19 protein-coding genes are annotated in these 19,409 nt (G+C 41.5%); 14 read left to right on the top strand and 5 right to left on the bottom strand.

Annotated features, from left to right (window positions below; genetic code table 11):
• Nucleotides 1-135 precede the first annotated feature (135 nt).
• Both H9659_RS08195 and H9659_RS08190 read left to right on the top strand, forming a co-directional pair.
• Entirely contained in the window at nt 136-441 is a 306-nt protein-coding gene (locus H9659_RS08195; protein WP_191689462.1) for a DUF1033 family protein, read from the top strand.
• Between the two features lie 205 nt (nt 442-646).
• Complete coding sequence (locus H9659_RS08190) at nt 647-847, top strand: cold-shock protein (RefSeq protein WP_191689461.1); 201 nt, start codon at nt 647-649, stop codon at nt 845-847.
• Nucleotides 848-895: 48 nt separating this feature from the next.
• Here the strand turns inward: H9659_RS08190 and H9659_RS08185 are convergent, their stop codons facing one another.
• The 3 genes from H9659_RS08185 to H9659_RS08175 form a co-directional block, all read right to left on the bottom strand.
• The gene (locus H9659_RS08185) at nt 896-1,639 is read right to left on the bottom strand and encodes a hypothetical protein (protein ID WP_191689460.1); all 744 of its coding nucleotides are present in this window, start codon (nt 1,637-1,639) and stop codon (nt 896-898) included.
• A 147-nt stretch (nt 1,640-1,786) separates the two neighbouring features.
• Nucleotides 1,787-3,394: an ABC-F family ATP-binding cassette domain-containing protein gene (locus H9659_RS08180; protein WP_191689459.1), complete on the bottom strand. Its 1,608-nt coding sequence runs from the start codon at nt 3,392-3,394 to the stop codon at nt 1,787-1,789.
• Nucleotides 3,395-3,521: 127 nt separating this feature from the next.
• Nucleotides 3,522-3,773, bottom strand: coding sequence for a hypothetical protein (locus tag H9659_RS08175; protein WP_191689458.1), 252 nt, complete (start codon nt 3,771-3,773; stop codon nt 3,522-3,524).
• A gap of 83 nt (nt 3,774-3,856) precedes the next feature.
• Between H9659_RS08175 and H9659_RS08170 the strand changes: the two genes are divergently transcribed.
• The 4 genes from H9659_RS08170 (at nt 3,857) to H9659_RS08155 (ending at nt 9,087) form a co-directional block, all read left to right on the top strand.
• Nucleotides 3,857-5,050: an MFS transporter gene (locus tag H9659_RS08170; RefSeq protein WP_191689457.1), complete on the top strand. Its 1,194-nt coding sequence runs from the start codon at nt 3,857-3,859 to the stop codon at nt 5,048-5,050.
• A 419-nt stretch (nt 5,051-5,469) separates the two neighbouring features.
• Nucleotides 5,470-6,378 carry a patatin-like phospholipase family protein gene (locus H9659_RS08165; RefSeq protein ID WP_191689456.1) on the top strand — a complete coding sequence of 303 codons (909 nt, stop codon included), beginning with the start codon at nt 5,470-5,472 and terminating at the stop codon, nt 6,376-6,378.
• A gap of 89 nt (nt 6,379-6,467) precedes the next feature.
• Nucleotides 6,468-8,033 (top strand): sensor domain-containing diguanylate cyclase, encoded by a 1,566-nt coding sequence (locus H9659_RS08160; RefSeq protein ID WP_191689455.1) that lies wholly within the window; start codon nt 6,468-6,470, stop codon nt 8,031-8,033.
• A 70-nt stretch (nt 8,034-8,103) separates the two neighbouring features.
• On the top strand, nt 8,104-9,087 hold the full coding sequence (locus H9659_RS08155) for a YecA family protein (RefSeq protein ID WP_191689454.1): 984 nt from the start codon (nt 8,104-8,106) through the stop codon (nt 9,085-9,087).
• A 351-nt stretch (nt 9,088-9,438) separates the two neighbouring features.
• Here H9659_RS08155 and H9659_RS08150 read toward each other — a convergent pair whose 3' ends face one another.
• The gene (locus H9659_RS08150; RefSeq protein WP_191689453.1) at nt 9,439-10,131 is read right to left on the bottom strand and encodes a YjjG family noncanonical pyrimidine nucleotidase; all 693 of its coding nucleotides are present in this window, start codon (nt 10,129-10,131) and stop codon (nt 9,439-9,441) included.
• 220 nt (nt 10,132-10,351) lie between these two features.
• Between H9659_RS08150 and H9659_RS08145 the strand changes: the two genes are divergently transcribed.
• The 5 genes from H9659_RS08145 (at nt 10,352) to H9659_RS08125 (ending at nt 15,051) form a co-directional block, all read left to right on the top strand.
• Nucleotides 10,352-11,143, top strand: a complete 792-nt coding sequence (locus H9659_RS08145) for a VLRF1 family aeRF1-type release factor (RefSeq protein ID WP_191689452.1) — start codon at nt 10,352-10,354, stop codon at nt 11,141-11,143.
• 120 nt (nt 11,144-11,263) lie between these two features.
• Nucleotides 11,264-11,638 carry a nucleotide excision repair endonuclease gene (locus H9659_RS08140; protein WP_191689451.1) on the top strand — a complete coding sequence of 125 codons (375 nt, stop codon included), beginning with the start codon at nt 11,264-11,266 and terminating at the stop codon, nt 11,636-11,638.
• A 20-nt stretch (nt 11,639-11,658) separates the two neighbouring features.
• On the top strand, nt 11,659-12,903 hold the full coding sequence (locus tag H9659_RS08135; RefSeq protein WP_191689450.1) for a hypothetical protein: 1,245 nt from the start codon (nt 11,659-11,661) through the stop codon (nt 12,901-12,903).
• 32 nt (nt 12,904-12,935) lie between these two features.
• Nucleotides 12,936-14,258 (top strand): sodium-dependent transporter, encoded by a 1,323-nt coding sequence (locus tag H9659_RS08130; protein ID WP_191689449.1) that lies wholly within the window; start codon nt 12,936-12,938, stop codon nt 14,256-14,258.
• Nucleotides 14,259-14,397: 139 nt separating this feature from the next.
• A complete protein-coding gene (locus tag H9659_RS08125) occupies nt 14,398-15,051 on the top strand; it encodes a hypothetical protein (RefSeq protein ID WP_191689448.1) in 654 nt (217 codons plus the stop codon).
• Nucleotides 15,052-15,163: 112 nt separating this feature from the next.
• Here the strand turns inward: H9659_RS08125 and H9659_RS08120 are convergent, their stop codons facing one another.
• Nucleotides 15,164-15,910: a YqcI/YcgG family protein gene (locus tag H9659_RS08120; protein ID WP_191689447.1), complete on the bottom strand. Its 747-nt coding sequence runs from the start codon at nt 15,908-15,910 to the stop codon at nt 15,164-15,166.
• A gap of 666 nt (nt 15,911-16,576) precedes the next feature.
• Here H9659_RS08120 and H9659_RS08115 point away from each other — a divergent pair.
• The 3 genes from H9659_RS08115 to H9659_RS08105 all read left to right on the top strand — a co-directional run bounded on the left by H9659_RS08115 (nt 16,577) and on the right by H9659_RS08105 (nt 19,180).
• Complete coding sequence (locus H9659_RS08115; RefSeq protein WP_191689446.1) at nt 16,577-17,224, top strand: DedA family protein; 648 nt, start codon at nt 16,577-16,579, stop codon at nt 17,222-17,224.
• 237 nt (nt 17,225-17,461) lie between these two features.
• Entirely contained in the window at nt 17,462-18,007 is a 546-nt protein-coding gene (locus H9659_RS08110) for a hypothetical protein (RefSeq protein ID WP_191689445.1), read from the top strand.
• A gap of 207 nt (nt 18,008-18,214) precedes the next feature.
• Nucleotides 18,215-19,180 (top strand): alpha/beta hydrolase, encoded by a 966-nt coding sequence (locus tag H9659_RS08105; protein WP_191689444.1) that lies wholly within the window; start codon nt 18,215-18,217, stop codon nt 19,178-19,180.
• The last annotated feature ends 229 nt before the right edge of the window (nt 19,181-19,409 follow it).

Below are 19,409 nucleotides of genomic sequence, written 5' to 3'. Positions count from 1 at the left end.
ATCATTAATCTCTCTCTAGTATACCGTATAAAATCTGTTCAGACGAACATTTGAAATGGGAATCAGTTCAGATTGCTTGGAAAAACGGATGGTGCTTTGTATAATTGTCATCTGTAAAGGAAAAGAGGTTTGAGCATGTACGAAGTCATTTACATGAAAGCGGATTATGAACCTTGGTGGATGTTTGAAGGTTGGGAAGAGATGGTTAGGGTAAGACGATCATTTGAGGAGTTAGAGGAAGCAATCGAATTTGCAAACTCGATTATGGATGAGATGCGGAAATGTTTTTCAAAAGAAAAAACACGAAAAGGGTCTTTCACAGCTTTCTGGAACCCGGGTGAGAGAACGTATTGTGATGGATGCGATGATGATCTGCAATTGTATCATGGCGTCTTCATGATGAAGGACAGTGAACCTATTTCTTTTCTTGAGGAAAAATAATTAGAATATTTGATTAGGTTTAATTGACTTTTGGCAGTGGTATGGTATAGTAGAGCTAAGGTTAATAACAAGTGCTTGCGACGAGAAACGTATTCACGTATTACAAAAAGTGATCGGCGCTGTCGGTACTTTTTCTAATACGTGAATTTTCTTTTTTCTGAAGCTAGTTCATGTATTAGCAATTATTATTTGGAGGTTTTCATTTATGAAACAAGGTACAGTTAAGTGGTTCAACGCAGAAAAAGGTTTCGGTTTCATCGAGGTTGACGGAGAAGACGACGTATTCGTACACTTCTCAGCTATTCAAGGTGATGGTTTCAAATCATTGGACGAAGGCCAGCAGGTTGAGTTCGAAATCGTTGAAGGCAACCGCGGTCTACAAGCTGCAAACGTTACAAAACTCTAATAACAAACAAAACGGGACCCGCTTAACTGAGTGGGTCCCGTTTTTTCGTTATGGTTGGGTAACGGATTCCATTTCCGAGGTCACGAGCATATCTTTTTCGCCCTTTTTAGTCATCATGGATTCGCGTTTCACTTCTCCAAATCCTTCGACAAAGTATTTACGATTCGTGTAATTCTCGCCTTTTTCTTCAATTACTATCGCATGTTCGAACTTTTCGTAGGGAGTATCTACCGTAGCATCCGTATCTACAATCGTCCATTTCCCGAAAGTTGCCCCTTTTTCAAACGGTTTTTGTAAGTAAACGCCTGTCACTTCCATCTTTTTAAGTGTTTCTACAGAGGGTGCGTTCTCCTCTACATCTACATGCTTTTCTTCAAGGATGAGAATACGGTCTTGCTCCACTTTGTATAGTTTTCGCAGAAGCGCAGCCCCATTGTTCTCGTATATCATAATGTAATTTTCGTATGGATGGTACACTTGCACATCCAGTTCTGCGTACTCGTTTCCAGTACCTTCGTAATGGGATTTCGAACTGTCCGGCAGCAAGTAGTCGAGCATGGCAGGATCTTTGATTTCCCCCTTAGGATCATCCAATTCTTCAACACCATCGTTGTCGAGGTCTTTGTCTTTTATCTCTCCGCCGGCATCTGAATCTTTTTTATCAAGAGGACTTTGCTGACCGCTGTTTCCGGAATTATCTGGTGCGGTGACATCTTCACCATTCAGTTTGGAACAAGCGGAGACGACGAGGAGACTAATGAGTAAGAAAAACAATAACGGAGACCTTTTCATAGTCAACCACTCCTTTTCTTGTAGTATCACCACTTTTCAAAAAAGTATGTGCGGATGTAACTCTTTCATGACAGGTAAGGCAAACAAAAGAGCAACCGCCAGAATTAGCGGTTGCTCTTTTAGTGAAAATCATTTAGTTTTAGCAGATTATTTTGCAGAAGACTGAGCTTCTTTCCATTCCAGATATTCGTCATAACTCATCATCTTGTCGAAGATTGTTCCATCTTCATTGATTTCAATTACACGATTTGCAATTGTTTGGATGAACTGATGGTCATGGGAAGTGAAGAGCATAACACCTTTGTAAGCAATGAGACCATTATTTAATGCTTGAATCGATTCGAGATCCAAGTGGTTCGTCGGCTCATCCAACAAAAGGACATTCGAGTGTGTCAGCATCATTTTCGATAGCATGCATCGCACTTTTTCTCCTCCAGAAAGAACAGAAGGTTTTTTATTCACTTCTTCGCCCGAGAAGAGCATTCTACCGAGGAAGCCGCGTAGGAACGTTTCTGTTTCATCTTCTGGTGAGTATGGACGTAACCATTCAACGAGAGATTTCTCATCGCCTTCGAAAAATTTGCTGTTGTCGATAGGGAAGTATGCTTGTGATGTTGTCACTCCCCATTTAATAGTTCCTGAATCGGGTTCTTGCTCACCAGCTAATACTTCAAGTAAAGCGGTTTTTGCAAGGGGATTTCCGATCAGGATCACCTTATCTTCTTTGTTCAACGTGAAGGATGCATCTTTTAATAATTGAACTCCGTCTTGCGTTTTAGAAAGGTCACGGACCATTAACACATCATTACCGATCTCACGGCCCATTTGGAAATTCACATATGGATAGCGGCGTGACGACGGCTTAATTTCATCGATATCGATTTTATCCAAAGTCTTTTTACGAGATGTTGCTTGCTTCGATTTCGAAGCATTCGCACTGAATCGAGCAATGAAGGCTTGTAATTCCTTTACTTTTTCTTCTTTTTTCTTATTCTGCTCCTGGGATAGTTTGAGCGCTAGTTGGCTAGACTCATACCAGAAATCATAGTTACCTGCGTAGATTTGGATTTTGCTGAAGTCCAAGTCAGCGATGTGCGTACAGACTTTGTTCAAGAAGTGACGGTCGTGAGAAACCACGATCACTGTATTCGGGAAGTTGATCAAGAACTCTTCTAACCATTGGATTGCTTTTAAGTCCAAATGGTTCGTCGGCTCATCCAGAAGTAAAACGTCCGGTTTACCAAAAAGGGCTTGAGCAAGCAAGACCTTCACTTTGTCGGAACCAGTGAGTTCTGCCATTTTCATCGTGTGCAATTTCTCGGGAATTCCAAGACCTTGCAGAAGGATTGCAGCTTCGGATTCAGCTTCCCATCCGTTAAGTTCACCAAATTCACCTTCGAGTTCGGCTGCGCGCATACCATCCTCATCTGAAAAGTCTTCTTTCATGTAAATTGCATTTTTTTCAGTCATAATATCGTAAAGCCGTTTGTGACCCATAATGACGGTTTCAAGAACTTCTTCTTCTTCGAATTCGAAGTGATCCTGCTTAAGTACAGCGAGGCGATCGTCATTATTTAAAATGACATTCCCAGTTTGTGGTTCAATTTCACCAGAAAGTATTTTAATGAATGTTGATTTACCGGCACCATTCGCACCGATTAGCCCATAGCAATTCCCTGGGTTAAACTGTATATTAACATCTTCAAATAGTTTCCGGTCTCCAAATCGAAGACTTACATTACTTACTGCTAACATAATTGACCTCCTAAAATTCACACTTTGCCCATTATAGCACGGATTGTTGCCAGGGTGGGGGAAATTACAGTGGCAAAATCCATTTTTCAAGCTTACAATAGTTCTATGGGTATAACGTCTATATTGTTTAAGAGCTTTCTCTCTTTTGAAGGGCTCTCCGGTTTTTATATGCTGGCAGTGTGCCCAGTTCTTTATTGATCAAGTACTCCATCTGCACATAATGTTTTCTAGTGGGCAAATCCATTGGATTGAGCCCTTTCATCGTGTTAATGAAGTAATATCCATTGATTTGCCGAAATACCACAACAGTGTCAGGAAAAGTATCGAACACACCTTTTACTTGATATTTCCGAGTATAGGACCAATGAAATAGTTTCATAGAATTCATCCTTTCTCAGAAAATTATACGACTTGAAAAAAACAAACGCAAGTTCGATGAATCAGTTTTAGAAAGGAATCCTTATGAATCCTAACGTGCTTACTACTAAAAAAACGGTTCTCATGATTGTTGCGATTTTTGCAGTGTCTTTAAACATGCGGCCTGCCATAACGTCAATCGGGCCGCTCCTCGAAACGATCCGGGCGCAACTGGTGCTCAGTAATGCCCAAGTTAGTATGCTGACCGCATTACCTGTCATCTGCATGGGCGTGTTCGCTTCACTGGCACCCGTGTTAAATCGCAGGTTCGGATTAAATGCAACGATGATCTTAATGGTGGCCATTATCGGTGTGATGACGGCATTACGTGAATTCATACCGACTTACACAATGCTGTTAGTTTCTTCTATAGGAGTAGGGATAGCGATTGCCATAGCTGGACCGCTCCTTTCTGCTATGATCAAGCAGAACTTTCCGCACCGGGCTGGCCCTGTTATTGGAATCTATTCATTCGGTCTTGGGGCAGGAGCGACAGTGAGTACAGGGTTGTCGGCATACTTATACGAGCTAACCGGATCGTATTCATTTGCGCTCAGTATATGGGCGGTGCTAGCTTTTGTGGGAATCGCAGCCTGGCTCGCCTCAGGAAACGACGGGCTTATCGTTCGGCAACACGGCGGAAGTCCATCTATAGAAGAAATGAGTGAAGTTCGTTCCCCATGGAAAAACGGCAAAGCATGGTTATTCCTATTATTTTTCGGATTGCAGTCCGCCGCCTTTTTCTCGATTGTTATCTGGCTTGCGCCCATTGCCATGTCGAAGGGGATGACGATGGTTCAGGCAGGTACGTTAGTTAGTCTCATGACAGCGGTTCAAATAGTCTTGAATATTACAATCCCGCTTATGATGGAACGATATCCCGGGCGGAAAATGTGGCTGTTGTTTATTCTCTTAATTGGTCTAGTTGCAGTTGTACTATTCGGGACAGGTCACATACCTTTACTTTGGGTGGGGGCACTATTAATGGGTGTTCCATTAGGAGGTATGTTCCCGATTGCGCTCGTGCTGCCACTGGATGAAACGGAAAATGCAGCAGAAACGAATTCTTGGACAGCTATGATGCAAACGGGCGGTTACATAATCGGGGGGATTTTACCGCTAGTGATTGGAGTGTTATATGACACTACAGAGAATCATCAAGTGACAATCGCATTATTCGGATTACTGTTTTTGGGGATGGTTTTTTTAGCAATCTTAATAGGTGATAAGAAGGAATGAATTGGAAAAGGGATGCCCGGTTGGGGCATCCCTTTATTTTTTTGTATAGCCGATTATTGAATATATGAGAAAAAACTTACATCTTTTATCATCTAGAATTGTGTACTTACTCACAACGATCATTGCCGCGGTCGTTGTTCAGCAGTTGTTTCCTAACATAAGCAACGCAAACCCTACCTACTTTTGCGTCCTTGCGGCCCTATAGCCGCGCCAGTTTGAATACGTATAATGGGTAAACATTCCGCAGAATGCCAGTATTCAAGAATCAGCTAACTGGTTATAACTTAATAACTATATCATCTAATCGTTAGTTCGTCAACAAGAATCAAATAGCTGCTTTGATTAACGGGGCATCTAGTTCTAAATGGAAGAGATGTTTCCTACAGTAAACTATACGGCTTCAGAAAGGTGGAGAATATATGGAAATTGATGGCGTCTTTTCAGGTGGCGGATTAAAGGGGCTCGCCTTAGTAGGGGCATGTAAAGTGTTTGAAGAAAAAGGCTATACATTTAAGAGGACGGTCGGTACAAGTGCAGGAGCCATTGTCGCTGCCATGTTAGCAGCCGGATACACAGCTCGTGAAATGGAAGAGATTATGCAACAACAAAACTTTCCTGAGTTACTCGATGCAAGAAAGACGTTTATACCGATTCCATTCATGAAGTGGCTTCAGCTCTATTGGAGAATGGGGCTATACCAAGGAACCGCTCTGGAAAATTGGTTTAGTGACATCCTCGCAGAAAAAGGAGTGTACACGTTTGCGGATCTCCCCGAAGGCTCGCTTAAAATCATTGTATCCGACTTAACCAACGGAAAACTGATTGTATTACCTGATGATTTAGGGGAGTACGGGTTAAGAGCAGACTTTTTCCCTGTGGCACGCGCGTTAAGGATGAGCACAAGCATTCCTTTCTTTTTCGAACCAGTCGTTCTCCATTCGTTAGCAGGCAACTCAGTCACTGTCGATGGGGGTGTGCTCAGTAACTTCCCTCTATGGATGTTCAATGAACCCGACAATGGTGAGATGCGCCCAATCGTCGGTATGAAACTAAGTCATAATCCAGCGGATAAGAAAAAAACAGTTATCCGTAATGGTTTAGGACTGTACGAAGCACTTTTTACGACGATGAAAGATGCTCACGATGAAAAACATGTCTCAAAGAGACTTGAAAAAGATGTCCTATTCATACCGACTGACGGCATATCCGCTGTCCAATTCGACTTGTCAGATGAGCAAAAAGATACACTTGTCATTAGTGGAGAGGTATCGGCAACAAACTTTTTGAAGAATTGGGGAAAAATAGCATTAAAAAGTATGGTGATATAAAAAAGTAATAAAAATATGTTGTTTTTTGTCTTTTATGGTATAATAGTCTTGATCATAAATGACTATTTTGCAGAAAGGCGGTGTCCGGTATGAAAATTTCCTTAAAACAATTGTTGTTAGCTATCGCTTGGCTATCCATCACGTTAACTCTAGCAAGTAGTCTTTACGCCGGATACCGTGCGGATCAGCAAACCCTTGTAAAAACGACATTGGAAACGAATTTTGCCTATGCGCAAAAATTAGCGAAAATGACAGAAGACTATTTATTGAGGACTGAAAGACTCCTTGCTTATTCTGCGAACAATCTGTCACCCTATTTGGCTGAAGTCGATCAGCAGCAACTCAATTACGAAGCTGAACGCTTAGTTGTCCAAGGTGAGTCGTTGAGTTCGGTCCTCATTACAGATAATCAAGGGATGATCCAAGGGACTTCTTCAGAAATTAGAACTCTTATAGGAAAGCCACTTTTAGATGAAGCAGGGATCGAGACTTTATCAACGGGGAAGCCTTCTATTAGTAAGCCTTATCAAACTCAGACAGACAAATTGGTGGTCTTTATAACCTCACCGATTAAAGACTCTTCAAGTAATGTGATCGGGCTGATCGGAGGAAGTATTTATCTAAAAGAAAAAAACGTGCTATATGATCTATTAGGGCAACACTTCTATGAAGACGGTTCTTACGTATATGTAGTAGATGAAGACGGAATGCTGATGTACCATTTGAATCGTGAACGTGTCGGAGAGGTTGTGACTAAGAACCCCGCAATCGAGGAGCTAAGGAAGGGACATAGCGGCAGTATGAGGCTATTGAATAGTAAAAATCAGGATATGTTGGCGGGGTACGCATCTGTTCCTCTAACAAAGTGGGGAGTAGTAACTCAAAGACCCACTGAAATCGCATTAGCTTCCTCAAAACAGATGGTGAAAGAAATGATTGTGAAATCCCTTCCATTCATATTATTGTCTGCCCTTATTATTCTTTACTTTGCTTATAAAATTGCAAAACCGCTTGAGAAACTGGCAAGCTATGCATCAGATCAATTAGAAAGAGATGGGCATGCGCCACTTGAGAGCGGTGCATGGTATCATGAGGCGATTCAGCTCGATCTTGCTTTAACAGATAGTTATAGCCGTTTTCAGGATCGAGTAGATCATTTTATACAAGAGTCATCTACAGACCCGCTTACAGGTTTATTAAATAGGCGGGCACTGAACGAGCAAGCAAGAACGCTTGTAGAAAAAAAAGTCTCCTTTTCCTTAGCAATTTTAGATATCGACCGTTTTAAACGAGTAAATGATATGTATGGACACACAATGGGAGACGAAGTGTTAAAAGATCTAGCTGAAAAATTACAGCAACGAACAAAAGACAAAGGAATGTGCTATCGATTTGGCGGGGAAGAGTTCGTAATCTTGTTTCCACAGATTGAAAATGAACAAGCAAGCGAATGGATGAATGAAATTAGGATTGAAGTGTCTAACGAAATGAGTGCAATTGGTGAGCCGATAACATTTTCAGCAGGTGTTGCTAACATACCGGAGCACGCAGAACATTTCCTAAGACTTCTTGAACTAGCAGATGAATGTCTATATCATGCCAAAGAAACAGGAAGAAATAAGGTAGTCCATATGAATGAACGGGTCAAATCATAGAAGCAAACTTCCATCCCATTTAGAAAAGTGGTAAACTGGAAAACAGCTTAAGAAGAAGCAGGTGTTGAAGATGATCGGTAGAAATGACCCGTGCCCTTGCGGCAGCGGAAAGAAATATAAGAAATGTTGTGCAGGTAAGGAAGAACTGACAGTGGAAGTTGTACAAGCAGAAGAAATGGAACGTATTTTACAGTCGTTTTATGACGAGTATCCAAAGCAAAAAGACTTTGGTGATTATCGCGAGTTTGCAATCCAATGGAAACTACCTCTATCTGAGGCATATTCGGAAGAAATGATTGAAGCGATTGCGTTGGACGAATTCTTTTTCCATAATCGTACGGATATTTGGGAAGGTTTTGTTCGTAAGCAATTGAAGAAAACCGTCCGTCCATCGGTTATTAAAGTTCTTGAAAGCTGGTCGGTCCCACAAACACTTCTTGGAAAAGTTATTCAGACAGATGAATCTTATTTAACCGTGTACGATCGGTTGAATAACCGGAATGTCCTGTTACGCAGAGAGTCTGAGAAGCCCGTCCCAGAAGACGTCCATCTCTGGTGCTTCACTTTACCAGATGGAATAAACGGAGTTCTCGCTGTCTCGACGCTAATCTTTTTCCCGGTCGACCAAAGTTCCGTCTTTGATGAATTTGTGACGGAGTTCACAAATGTCGATCAGGATTCTGAAACATACATGAGAAACCACTCAGTTACACTATGGGAAAAACTAGCGGAGAATGGGTACAAAGGGGAAGAGTTCACCAATTTCGAACAAGGTGTCCTTGGAAGGATTGCCTCATTTTTAGAAGCAAATGATCGTAAATCCGATGCGCTTCTGGAATTGATCGAGGATTACTTAGTTGAGGAGCAGCCAAATGCGCGTAAAGATGTTGCAATAGCAGCAGGCGCCATCCGCTATGGGCAAGAACATGCGCTGTTTGAACCGCTCGAGCTTACGGTTAAAGCTATTGCTGATGTATTCGAAGTCTCTCCATCTTCTCTGAATCGCTATTACAATGGAATCACGGAATACGCAAAATTGAAAACGAACGCATAATCATGTAAACCCCATACTCTTAGCTGAGTATGGGGTTTTAATAAGAGGAAATGAACTTCAGCGAGATGATAGATCTCTGGAGGTGCTCATAAACTGCGAAAAACGCTCATAAATCCAAAATGAAACATTTCAAAAATTAAAACTCGGAACATTTACAGCAACAATCCGCAGTATCAAGCGACAGATTGGAGAACAATAAACTTAATCTACAAAAAGGCAATCATTCAAGTATTATAAAGCGTTAATTAGTAGCGCATAGCTTGTTTTTAATAACAAAAAATGCTTTTACTCTCCAATCCCCAAAAAAACTGCTGGACGTCAGATTATCTGACATCCAGCAGCTTTTTAAATTCAATGTGCAGCTTTTTCTTTAACTCGGAACTCTTCCCAATTGCGGATTTCGTAAGTGGGTTTGTATTCTGTTGTATTTTCCAAACCATTTGGGTTATACCAACACGTATCGATTCCAAAGTTGTGGCCGCCGCGTATGTCTGAAGTTAGGGAATCTCCAGTCATTAAAACCCGTGATTTGTCTGTGACGCCAAGACGGTCCAGCGTTTCTTGGAAAATCTCTGGGCGCGGTTTTTGGAAGCCTGCTTCTTCAGAAGAAACAATCGTTTCAAAACGTTTATTCAAAGAAGAACAAGCAACTCGAGCAATCTGAGCTTTGATAAAACCATTCGTCACAATAGCAAGGCGCACATCCCCTAAGCGGTCCAGCATATCCATGACACCATCAATTAGATGAGCTTCTTTTCCTAGAAACGCTAAATACGTTTCAGAAAAGGCGGCAGGGTCAAGGTCAATGCCGAATTTATCGAATAATTGACGGAAACGGCTTACGCTCAGTTCCTGCATCGTCGTAGTGCCTTCTTCCAATTGTCTCCAGAGAATTTTGCTGATAGCTTTATACTCCGCACGATAAGCGTCAAGTCCTTCTGCAAGACCAGCCTCTGTAAATGCATTCCGGAATGCATTCTGCTCGCTTGTATCGAATTCCAAAAGCGTATCATCTAAGTCAAAAAGGAAAACATCGTAATTCATACAATCATCACCTGTCTGCAATTTTAATTTTAAAAAAGTATAGCACTCACGGAAGGTTTAAAACAAGCTTTCAAGTATTAGGGATGTGCGTTCGATATAAAAACCATGTATTCTTAACGCGAAATTGAAATTCTGATTTTCCGTAAAATTCCGCCGTTTAATTTCCGAGCGGGAGGGTATCACAGAAAGAGAAGCAGATCATGAGGAGGTCGAAGCATTAATGACATTAAGTGAAGAACTTCAAACTCTAAAAGATTACCATTGCGAGGACAGGTGCGTACTAAGTGTGTATTTGAATACCAATCCTGCTGATCCAGATCAGCAGAAAGGCGCTTGGAAGATCCATTTGAAATCCGGATTGAAGCGTCTGGAGGAATACTTGGAAGCTTCGAACGACAAAGAACTTAAAGCATTTAAAAAGGCTAAAGCGCGGGTGACAGAAGAAATCGAAAGAAATCATAATGACTTAAAAAAGGGAGTCATTATTTTTGCTGCGGAAGACCCTGATTTATGGTCCGTCCATTATGTGCAAATTGCGGTTAAAACAAGTTTTCATTGGGAAAACCATCCGGTGACTGAAGAATTGCATTACATGCTGAAAGCTTATCCTAATTCAGGGATCATCATGCCGAGTATAGGAAATGTACGTATTTTAGATACTGCGATGGGATATGTAGGAGATGATTTGGTATACAATTACGACTCCGGATTAGATATATGGCGTCTGGATAATGATATGAATCCCTCAGGAAATAGGGGTACCGGTGGCAGCCATTCGGATGATTTCGACCAACGCATGAAGGAAAACTTGGAGCGTTTTTATAAATCGATGGCGGCAGACGTGGAAAAGATGAAAAAAGAACGGAATTGGGATGAGATTCATGTCGTTGGAGAAGCCGAATCCTCTCAATCATTCGCATCCGCGCTAAATAAAAAACCGAAAAGCGTCATCCATAAAAATTTGAACAATTCGACTCCGGATAAAGTGCTTCATGAAGTATTTGAAAAATAACTTGAAACCTACGACCGTCCTGTAAAAAGGGCGGTTTATTCGTCGTAATATATCGACAAATCGCATTCCGCGCAAAACTGTGGTAGGATTTATAACAAAACTAGATAGGACGTGACATTGATGATTTCTATTACTATTCCTGAAATTGATGTAAAAATTGAACAGCGGCTTCAAAAAGTATCCGCCAATATTGTGCCGATCAAACCGATTTGCGGATTTGTGGACCTGCACGAAATTCCCCGTGACAAAGGCGGAATCATTTTATTCTACAACAAACAAGACGAGTTGCTATTTGTAGGGAAAGCACGCAAGCTGCGCCCCCGTGTTAAAAAACATTTAGAAGATAACGTTTCACCTTTAAAACCACATCGCGATGAAGTGAATAAAATTGCTGTAATCGTTGTGGAAGATGCAATGGAACGCGAAATTTACGAAACGTACATTATCAACACGATGCGTGCAAAGTATAACACGGATAAAGTATTTTTCGAGTAAGACAAGAGGAGGCGACCACTTTGGACAAACGAATTGAAGCTGTGTTGCAAGAATTGCAAGGAACGCTGGGAATCCAGCAATTTGTTCTTCATACACACTCCCTTTCACAAGAAGTGTCTGCATTTGGCGGTTTTGACATCTTGCTGCATGCAGACTGGCTTCCGCCTGCAGCCGCTGCCCCTGAAGAAGAAGACTTGCTTCCAGATGGGACGGTTTCCATTAGATATTCACTGCGTTTTCAGCAATTGCTCCTTGCCGTAACACAAGGACAGCATTCTTTTGCTGATTCTATCGCGACAAGTGATGAGCAGTTCATTCTTTGGGCGGAGCAACAGACAGGATTACATGTCGGGCAGGAGTTTGTTCTAACCAATCGTCACGAAAATGGAATCGAAGGTGCTGTCGTGCACCATAATATTCCAATACATACGAACGGATTTCTAGAGATCGAATGGGATAGACAAGGTCGAATTATTATGTGTACTCTGCCACTAATAGTATCAAATGAGTTTGAGGATGGACCTTTTACACTGACCCTCGAATCGATCGAACCACTTGTACGGCAGCAACTCACGCCAATTCGATTACCAATTGAGGATGAAGCCTGCTTTGCAGATTACTACGCGATTGATGAGGTGTTCATCGCACAAGATGGAAGTGTCCTGCCTTATTTCACTGAAGAACAGTCAGCAAGGTTTCCTCAGGCTGTTTTACAATGGACATCCGCTTCACAACAAGATTTTGAAAAACAGGCGATTCAGCCATTTGGACCTGAACTCACGGCTGAAGAAGCCTTTAATGCGCTCAAACAACCTATCAGTGGGGTAACGGAGGAAGTTCAACAACGCTGTATACAATCTGCAACCTCATTTTTGTCTTCAGCGCTTCCAGACGAAGCTGGCAAATGGGTAGTGTATCGGATTATGCAACAGCCGGGAATGATAGAAGTCGTATGTCGCAAAATAGGCGAAATTGCGGGCCCTCTACGCAGGAAAATTTTGATAATGCTGAATAAGGATACGTATGAAGTGATGAATTTCCTGGATTCAAGCGAAATGGCACAACTTTTTGAAGGATTTACTCAACCCCGTATCGAAACAATTGCTCATGAAGATGCTTTCGAAAAAATGGTTTCGTATATTACTCTCGATCCTAAATATGTGTATCACCAACCTTCGGGGACATACAAACTATGTGGATTGCTGGATTCTGAAGAAGCTGTAGATGCCGTGACAGGTGATTTGAAACAACTAAACGATTTGTAAACTTTTTTGTTTGCTTGAAACGGGGTTTGGAGATGAAAGAACGGGAACAATGGACATCTAAAATTGGATTTATATTAGCAGCAGCCGGAAGTGCGATTGGTCTGGGTGCTATTTGGAAATTCCCTTATATGGCAGGGATGAATGGCGGCAGTGTATTTGTGTTGTTATTCATATTAAGTACGCTACTGATCGGGTTACCGATTTTACTGGCGGAATTCGTTATCGGCAGAAGGGGACAGGCGGATGTCGTCACCTCACTTGAGAAGTTATCGAAAGGACGTAACTGGAATTGGGTAGGATGGATGGGGCTTGTTGCATCATTCATCATTTTATCATTTTATAGCGTCGTTGGAGGCTGGATCTTATCCTATCTCATCCGTTCTTTGATGGGTAGTCTTTCTGGCGTGGACTATGGTGGATTATTCAACGATATAATTGCGAATCCGGCGGAAGTATTACTCGCTCAAGCTGCATTCTTGGCGATTACCGTCTGGATCGTACAAAGTGGTATCCGCGGTGGAATCGAACGTGCGAGTCGATGGATGATGCCATTACTGTTCATCTTTTTCATCTTACTTGCAGTTCGTTCTCTGACACTTGAGGGGGCAATGGAGGGAATACGATTCTTGTTCGTACCTGACTGGAGCTATTTGACAGGTAAAACGGTCCTCTTGGCACTCGGTCAAGCATTCTTCTCACTGAGTGTCGGTGTGACGGCAATGATGACGTATGCATCGTACTTACAAAAAGAAGAACGACTTGGTCAATCCGCTCTTAACGTGTCGATATTGAATATCGTCATTTCTCTTCTCGCAGGGATCGTTATATTCCCTGCAGTATTTGCACTTGGTCAATCGCCAACTGAAGGACCCGGACTTATATTTGTAGTTCTTCCTGCAATTTTCAACGAAATTCCGTTTGGCGGATTTTTCTTGATTGTATTCTTTATTCTCATGCTATTCGCCACATTGACTTCGGCGATTGCGATGCTCGAAATTGTCGTGTCAACTGGAATCCGTAAGAAACATGAACATCGTAAACGAGCAGCTTGGATATTCGGCGGACTGATTTTCCTAGTCGGGATTCCTAGTGCGTTGTCATTTGGGCTTTTGGGAGATATTCAAATCTTCGGAGGGACTATTTTCGATTTCGCTGACCTATTAACCAGTCGAATCGCCATGCCTCTTGGTGCATTAGCTGTATCGATCTTCGCTGGTTATGTCCTTAGCCAACAAGACACTGAAGATGAATTAGATATGAACCCAACTCTCCATAAAATATGGAAAGTCCTTGTACGATATATTGTTCCAGCAGCCATAATCATCATTTTCATGACTTGGGTTATTGAGTTATAATTTAGAGCCATGTGCCGCACAGCACATGGCCTTAAATTTGTATAGAAAAGATAGAAAATTGAAACTTATGGATGAATAAAACGTACATATTACTAAAGAACCTACATTTCATAAGCATTGCAAACTAAGAGAAGAGAGAGTGATTGCGATGAAGACTCAGGTTACTAAAAAAAGAATAGGGGTTTTTACTACATGGGCATTAGCTTGTATGATTGTTGCTGGGTGTAGCGAACAAGGGGTAGCAACTGAGGGAAAGGAGACTAAAACTGAAACTGCTCCAACAACAGAACACTCAGTTGAAGCGAATATCAAAACAATTGAAGCTGTGTTGGAACAAGAGCTTAATGGCCCCGACGAGGAATACGTTCAGTTAGTAAATGCAGCTATGGGTGGAACAGAAGACATGGGCAGTGTGAAACAAAAAGAAGATGAGATGAGACTAACTAGTTATATCAAAGAAAAGTACCTTCCCTATTTCACAGAAGATGGGTTATTACGAGCTGAGAGTATAGGCATGTTATTTCAATACCAATATTTCTATGATTTCGAAAAAGAGTACCAGTTAAGACTTGTAGACTCAGAAGTGAAGCAGAGTGATATAGATACAGCGAGTAATCAATATTTCATTAAAGCGACTGTTGAATTCTCAGCACCTGGTGAAGAGCCTTCCCTGCATGAACTTGAAGGAAAAGCGATTTTTTCAACGAAAGAAGGGAAAATCGGAAACTTCCAACTTGGCCAGAAGGATCCGACACTTTCAAAGAAAATATCCAACCTCGGTGAAGGGGAATGACACACTTCCGAATAGATAACAGACCTTTAAAAGAGACAAATGATTTAAGACTTTCATACAACCTCTTTTAATACGTCTCCATTTTATTATATGCAGTCTAAAAAGCCGCCCATTAGGACGGCTTTTGTTTCATTTCCTTATGCATAAATGGACATTTCCCTTGGATCGGCTCACTATCGTCACCGATGAAGAACTGTTTCCATTCATTATGTTCGGGATCTCCGAAGTGGCTGATATCCGGGTGCTTCGGTAAATGATCCCAAGCTTCTACACGTTCCCGTACTTTTTCACGAGACATGATCCCACCTTTTTCGGTACCTTTTAATCCCTCGAATATTTTACGTGGTTGAAAACCAATCACCATCGCATTTCCTAAGTCTCTCGTCTTTCGCTGCTTGTAAGCAGGGGTGTTTCCGAATGCAAAAATGGGTTCTCCGTGAAACATGAAATCCCACAGATGGTGATCTGGATCACGAGGACTTTCCTTCGGCCACTTGACGTCATCGACCTCGTGCAAGTATTGGAGGATTTGCCAAAACTGTTTGCGATAGTCTTCCAGCGTTCCTTCTGTTGAAAAAGGTTCCACAAAAACAAACAATCCATGGCGCTTATGCTTTGGATCTTCAAAGAGAGCTAGGAAATCAGTGAGTGCCAGAGGGAGGTTACTCCAGTCATCCTGGGTGATATAGGCATAACGCAACTCACCTTTCAATTGACCATTCATCCCAAAATAGCAAGGGAACGTTTTATCCGTCACTGTATTGTGGAATGTCTGATACTCTTCAACCAACCATTCCGGCAAATCCGTACGTGTCTCAAAATCCTCTTTCAGTAATAGTGCCCTTTTTGTGCCTATCAAATGATTTCATCCCTTCTCAATTATGTACTATTAGAAGATTTCCCTGAATAACAAACTCGAAACCTGAAAAACTTTTTAAATTGGATGGGGTTGAATAGTGTTGACTACTTCAACATGTAGAAAATCAAACTTTACCTAATAGCATACGCTAAATAGATTGTAACTATGTTGATGAATATTCTTGTGAATACATGTGTATACTAGTAATCACAGAGGCGCGGCACATCTCTGTCCCGCGATTGGGGCACTTTCGGCAGAAGGTGGAAAATAATACGCAGCCTATTCCGACTAGGGATTGCCTAGTAGTGCCGCAACCTATATTATTCGTAATCTCCATTAATGAAAATAGCTAGAGCCGTATCTAACTCTGAGTGTGAAAAAAACCAGCCTTCTACTTGTTAAGGGTAGTAAAGCTGTTTTTTTGGTTCAATGGACAACCTCTCTCACAGTCAGTATGTAATTATCAGCTATTAGGGAAATGATAATCATATTACCGAGAGTAAGTGTTGGTTTTATTAATATCTTTTAATCTGCAGAACAAACTAGCTTATTCACGACAAGGCTTTCAATTTGAAGTATGATAATGAAGGTTACTGATCTCTACTGAGAAAGTTCCTAGACTCATGCAGGAATCATACATATCCTACTTTGAAAGTGAGAATCCATATGTCATTCATTCAAACCATGATCAGCTTCATCTTACACATTGATGAACATTTAGTTGAGATTATTCAAAACTTTGGTGCTTGGTCCTACGTCATTTTGTTTCTGATTGTTTTTACGGAAACAGGCATCGTGATCTTTCCTTTCCTGCCGGGTGACTCACTTCTGTTTGCGGCCGGAGCGATTGCTGCAACTAAGCAAGTATTCAATCTCGGGCTCTTGATTTTTGTGTTCTTTCTGGCTGCTGTGATCGGTGACACTGTCAATTATCATATCGGTAAAACACTAGGAACCGCTATTACACAAAATCGATGGGTCGGCCGGTTGATCAATCAGGAAAAAATCGATCAAGCTGAGAAATTCTTTAATAAGCATGGCGGGAAAACGATTGTCATTGCTCGATTCATGCCATTCATCCGGACATTCATTCCGTTCATTGCTGGCTCCAGCCGTATGGATTATCGGTATTTCCTCACCTACAATATTGTAGGCGCAGCGCTGTGGGTTGGACTGTTCACAATCGTCGGGTACCTGTTTGGAAATATCCCCTTTGTAAAAGACAATTTTTCTACGATCATCATGGGTGTCATTGTACTTTCGATCTTGCCGCCTATCATATCTTACGTGAATGGCCGTATACGTAAGAAGTGATAGCAGAATCCTTGGTACGTCAAATCATGATTTGACCTAAATTACAGCCATACTAGCAATCAGCATCCAATTCACCACGCCTTTTAAAAGGTGTCTGGAATTCGGATGCTTTTTTCATGCAAACACGCATAGAAGACAGGGGACGATTACGTAATATTGTCATCTACAAAATGCAAAACTTCTGTATGAAGCAGGGTGGCTTGAGGCATTCTGTAAGCATAGAGAGGGGATATCAAGATGAAACAATTAGTTGCCATAGGAATGTGCGCCTTGCTACTTACGGCATGTGGAAAGCATGAAGAATTGAAAAATGAGAGATCGGCGACACAAGAGGTAATGGCTGGCCAATTAAAATCAGGAACTATTGCGAAGGAGCGAAATCCTGAAAAGAGAAAAAAACTAGTAGAAGCCGCTTTGCAAGACAACAAATTTGGCGATTTGGTAGGTGTGGACGGACTCGATGCTAAAGAACCGTTTTCACTGAAAATCGAGTATAAAGGCAAAGAGAACCTCTCAGATAACATGACAAAAAAAAGCATTCAACTTACTGTACGTGACGCCGTCTATGCAGTAAAAGAACTCGGTCTGAACATTGATCATATTAAAGTGAATGTTACATATCCATATACAGATAAATACGGGAACACCTCTGAACGTTATGTCATTAAATCGAATTACTCGGGTGCCACCATAGAACGATTGAATGAAGAGAGGAAAAATTTCAAAGAAGAGAACCTACCGAGTATTGCCGATGAATGGTGGGCCCATCCTTCATTTGAATAACAAAATTGTCAATACTTGCGTGATCACTCAGTAAGCGTTGATCGTTCAAAAAGTGTATTGAAAGCGTTTTAAGAGTTTTTCATGTTTAAAATGCTCATTCGAAGTAAGAAAGATCATCCAATTCTTCAATAGATTTACCCACATACTCTCTTTCTGATTCCTGTATACTTAGTATAAGAAAGAATTTGACGGACTGAGGGTAATTGAATGAAAAGGATAAAGAGAAATTGGAGAAAAGTTTTACTGTTGGTTGTAGTTGTTTTTATCAGTATTCAAGTCATTGGGGGCATATTTTTTTATGACCTAGCGATTAAAAGAGGACCGAAAGACTTCTTACAAAATAATGCTGACTTAGAGGTTGCCGATGAAACCATGGATTTGTATGTAAATGGCGATTGGATAGACTGGGTGCGCGACCAGGACTTTGAAGAACTAACACTAGAATCACGAGACGGATTACAATTGTCAGGGTACTTTTTACCAGCTGCTGTACCGTCGGATAAGCTCGTCATTTTGACGCATGGCTATTTAGGAAATGCGAAACAAATGGGGCTGTTCGGCATTTTTTATTATCAGGAATTAGGTTACAACCTATTCATGCCGGATGCGCGAGGGCATGGAAAGAGTGAAGGGGATTATTATGGTTTTGGATGGCCGGATCGACTGGACTTGATCGACTGGACCAATGCTTTAGTCGAGAGACTCGGACCCGAGACAGAAGTCGTGTATCATGGATTGTCGATGGGTGCCGCAACAGTGCTTATGGCTAGCGGGGAAAAAGAGTTACCGTCACAGGTGAAAGCGGTAGTTGCAGACAGCCCATACGGATCTGTCTATCAATTGTTCTCATATCAAATGAAGCGCATGTTCCATCTACCTGCATTTCCTTTGTTGGATAGTACTAGTTTAGTGACCAAGATGCGGGCTGGCTATTTGTTCAAGGAAGCAAGTTCACTAAAAGCTGTGCGGACAACAGAGGTACCGATATTGTATATTCATGGAAAAGCGGATACTTTTGTGCCAGTCAAGAATGCGATTGAGTTGTATCAGAATACTTCCAGCAGTTCTGAAATCTTCTTAGTGGAGGATGCAAACCATGGTGAGGCGTATGCGTCGCAGCCTATGGAATATAAACAAAAAGTTCATCAGTTTCTGACGCATACGGTAAAATGATCATAGTGTCGCGCTGATTGCGGCCAACAAAAAATGACTGAAATGATCGAATTAGAAAACGTTTTGTTATTTCACCTTACTTTGTTCAGTTGTTTAGTGTCCATGGCGTGGAAATTCGTGATACCATGAATACTAGTAAGGTAAAAAGAGGTCTTCAATATTCAGTTTAAAAGGAGGTGCTTAGAGTTGGAGAATCGTCTACGATTGTCTGATACTTCACTCACTCATG

Source organism: Sporosarcina gallistercoris (assembly GCF_014836415.1).
GTDB lineage: Bacteria > Bacillota > Bacilli > Bacillales_A > Planococcaceae > Sporosarcina > Sporosarcina gallistercoris.
Note: the sequence above shows the minus strand (reverse complement) of the source record. Positions and strands in the feature narration are given on the sequence as shown.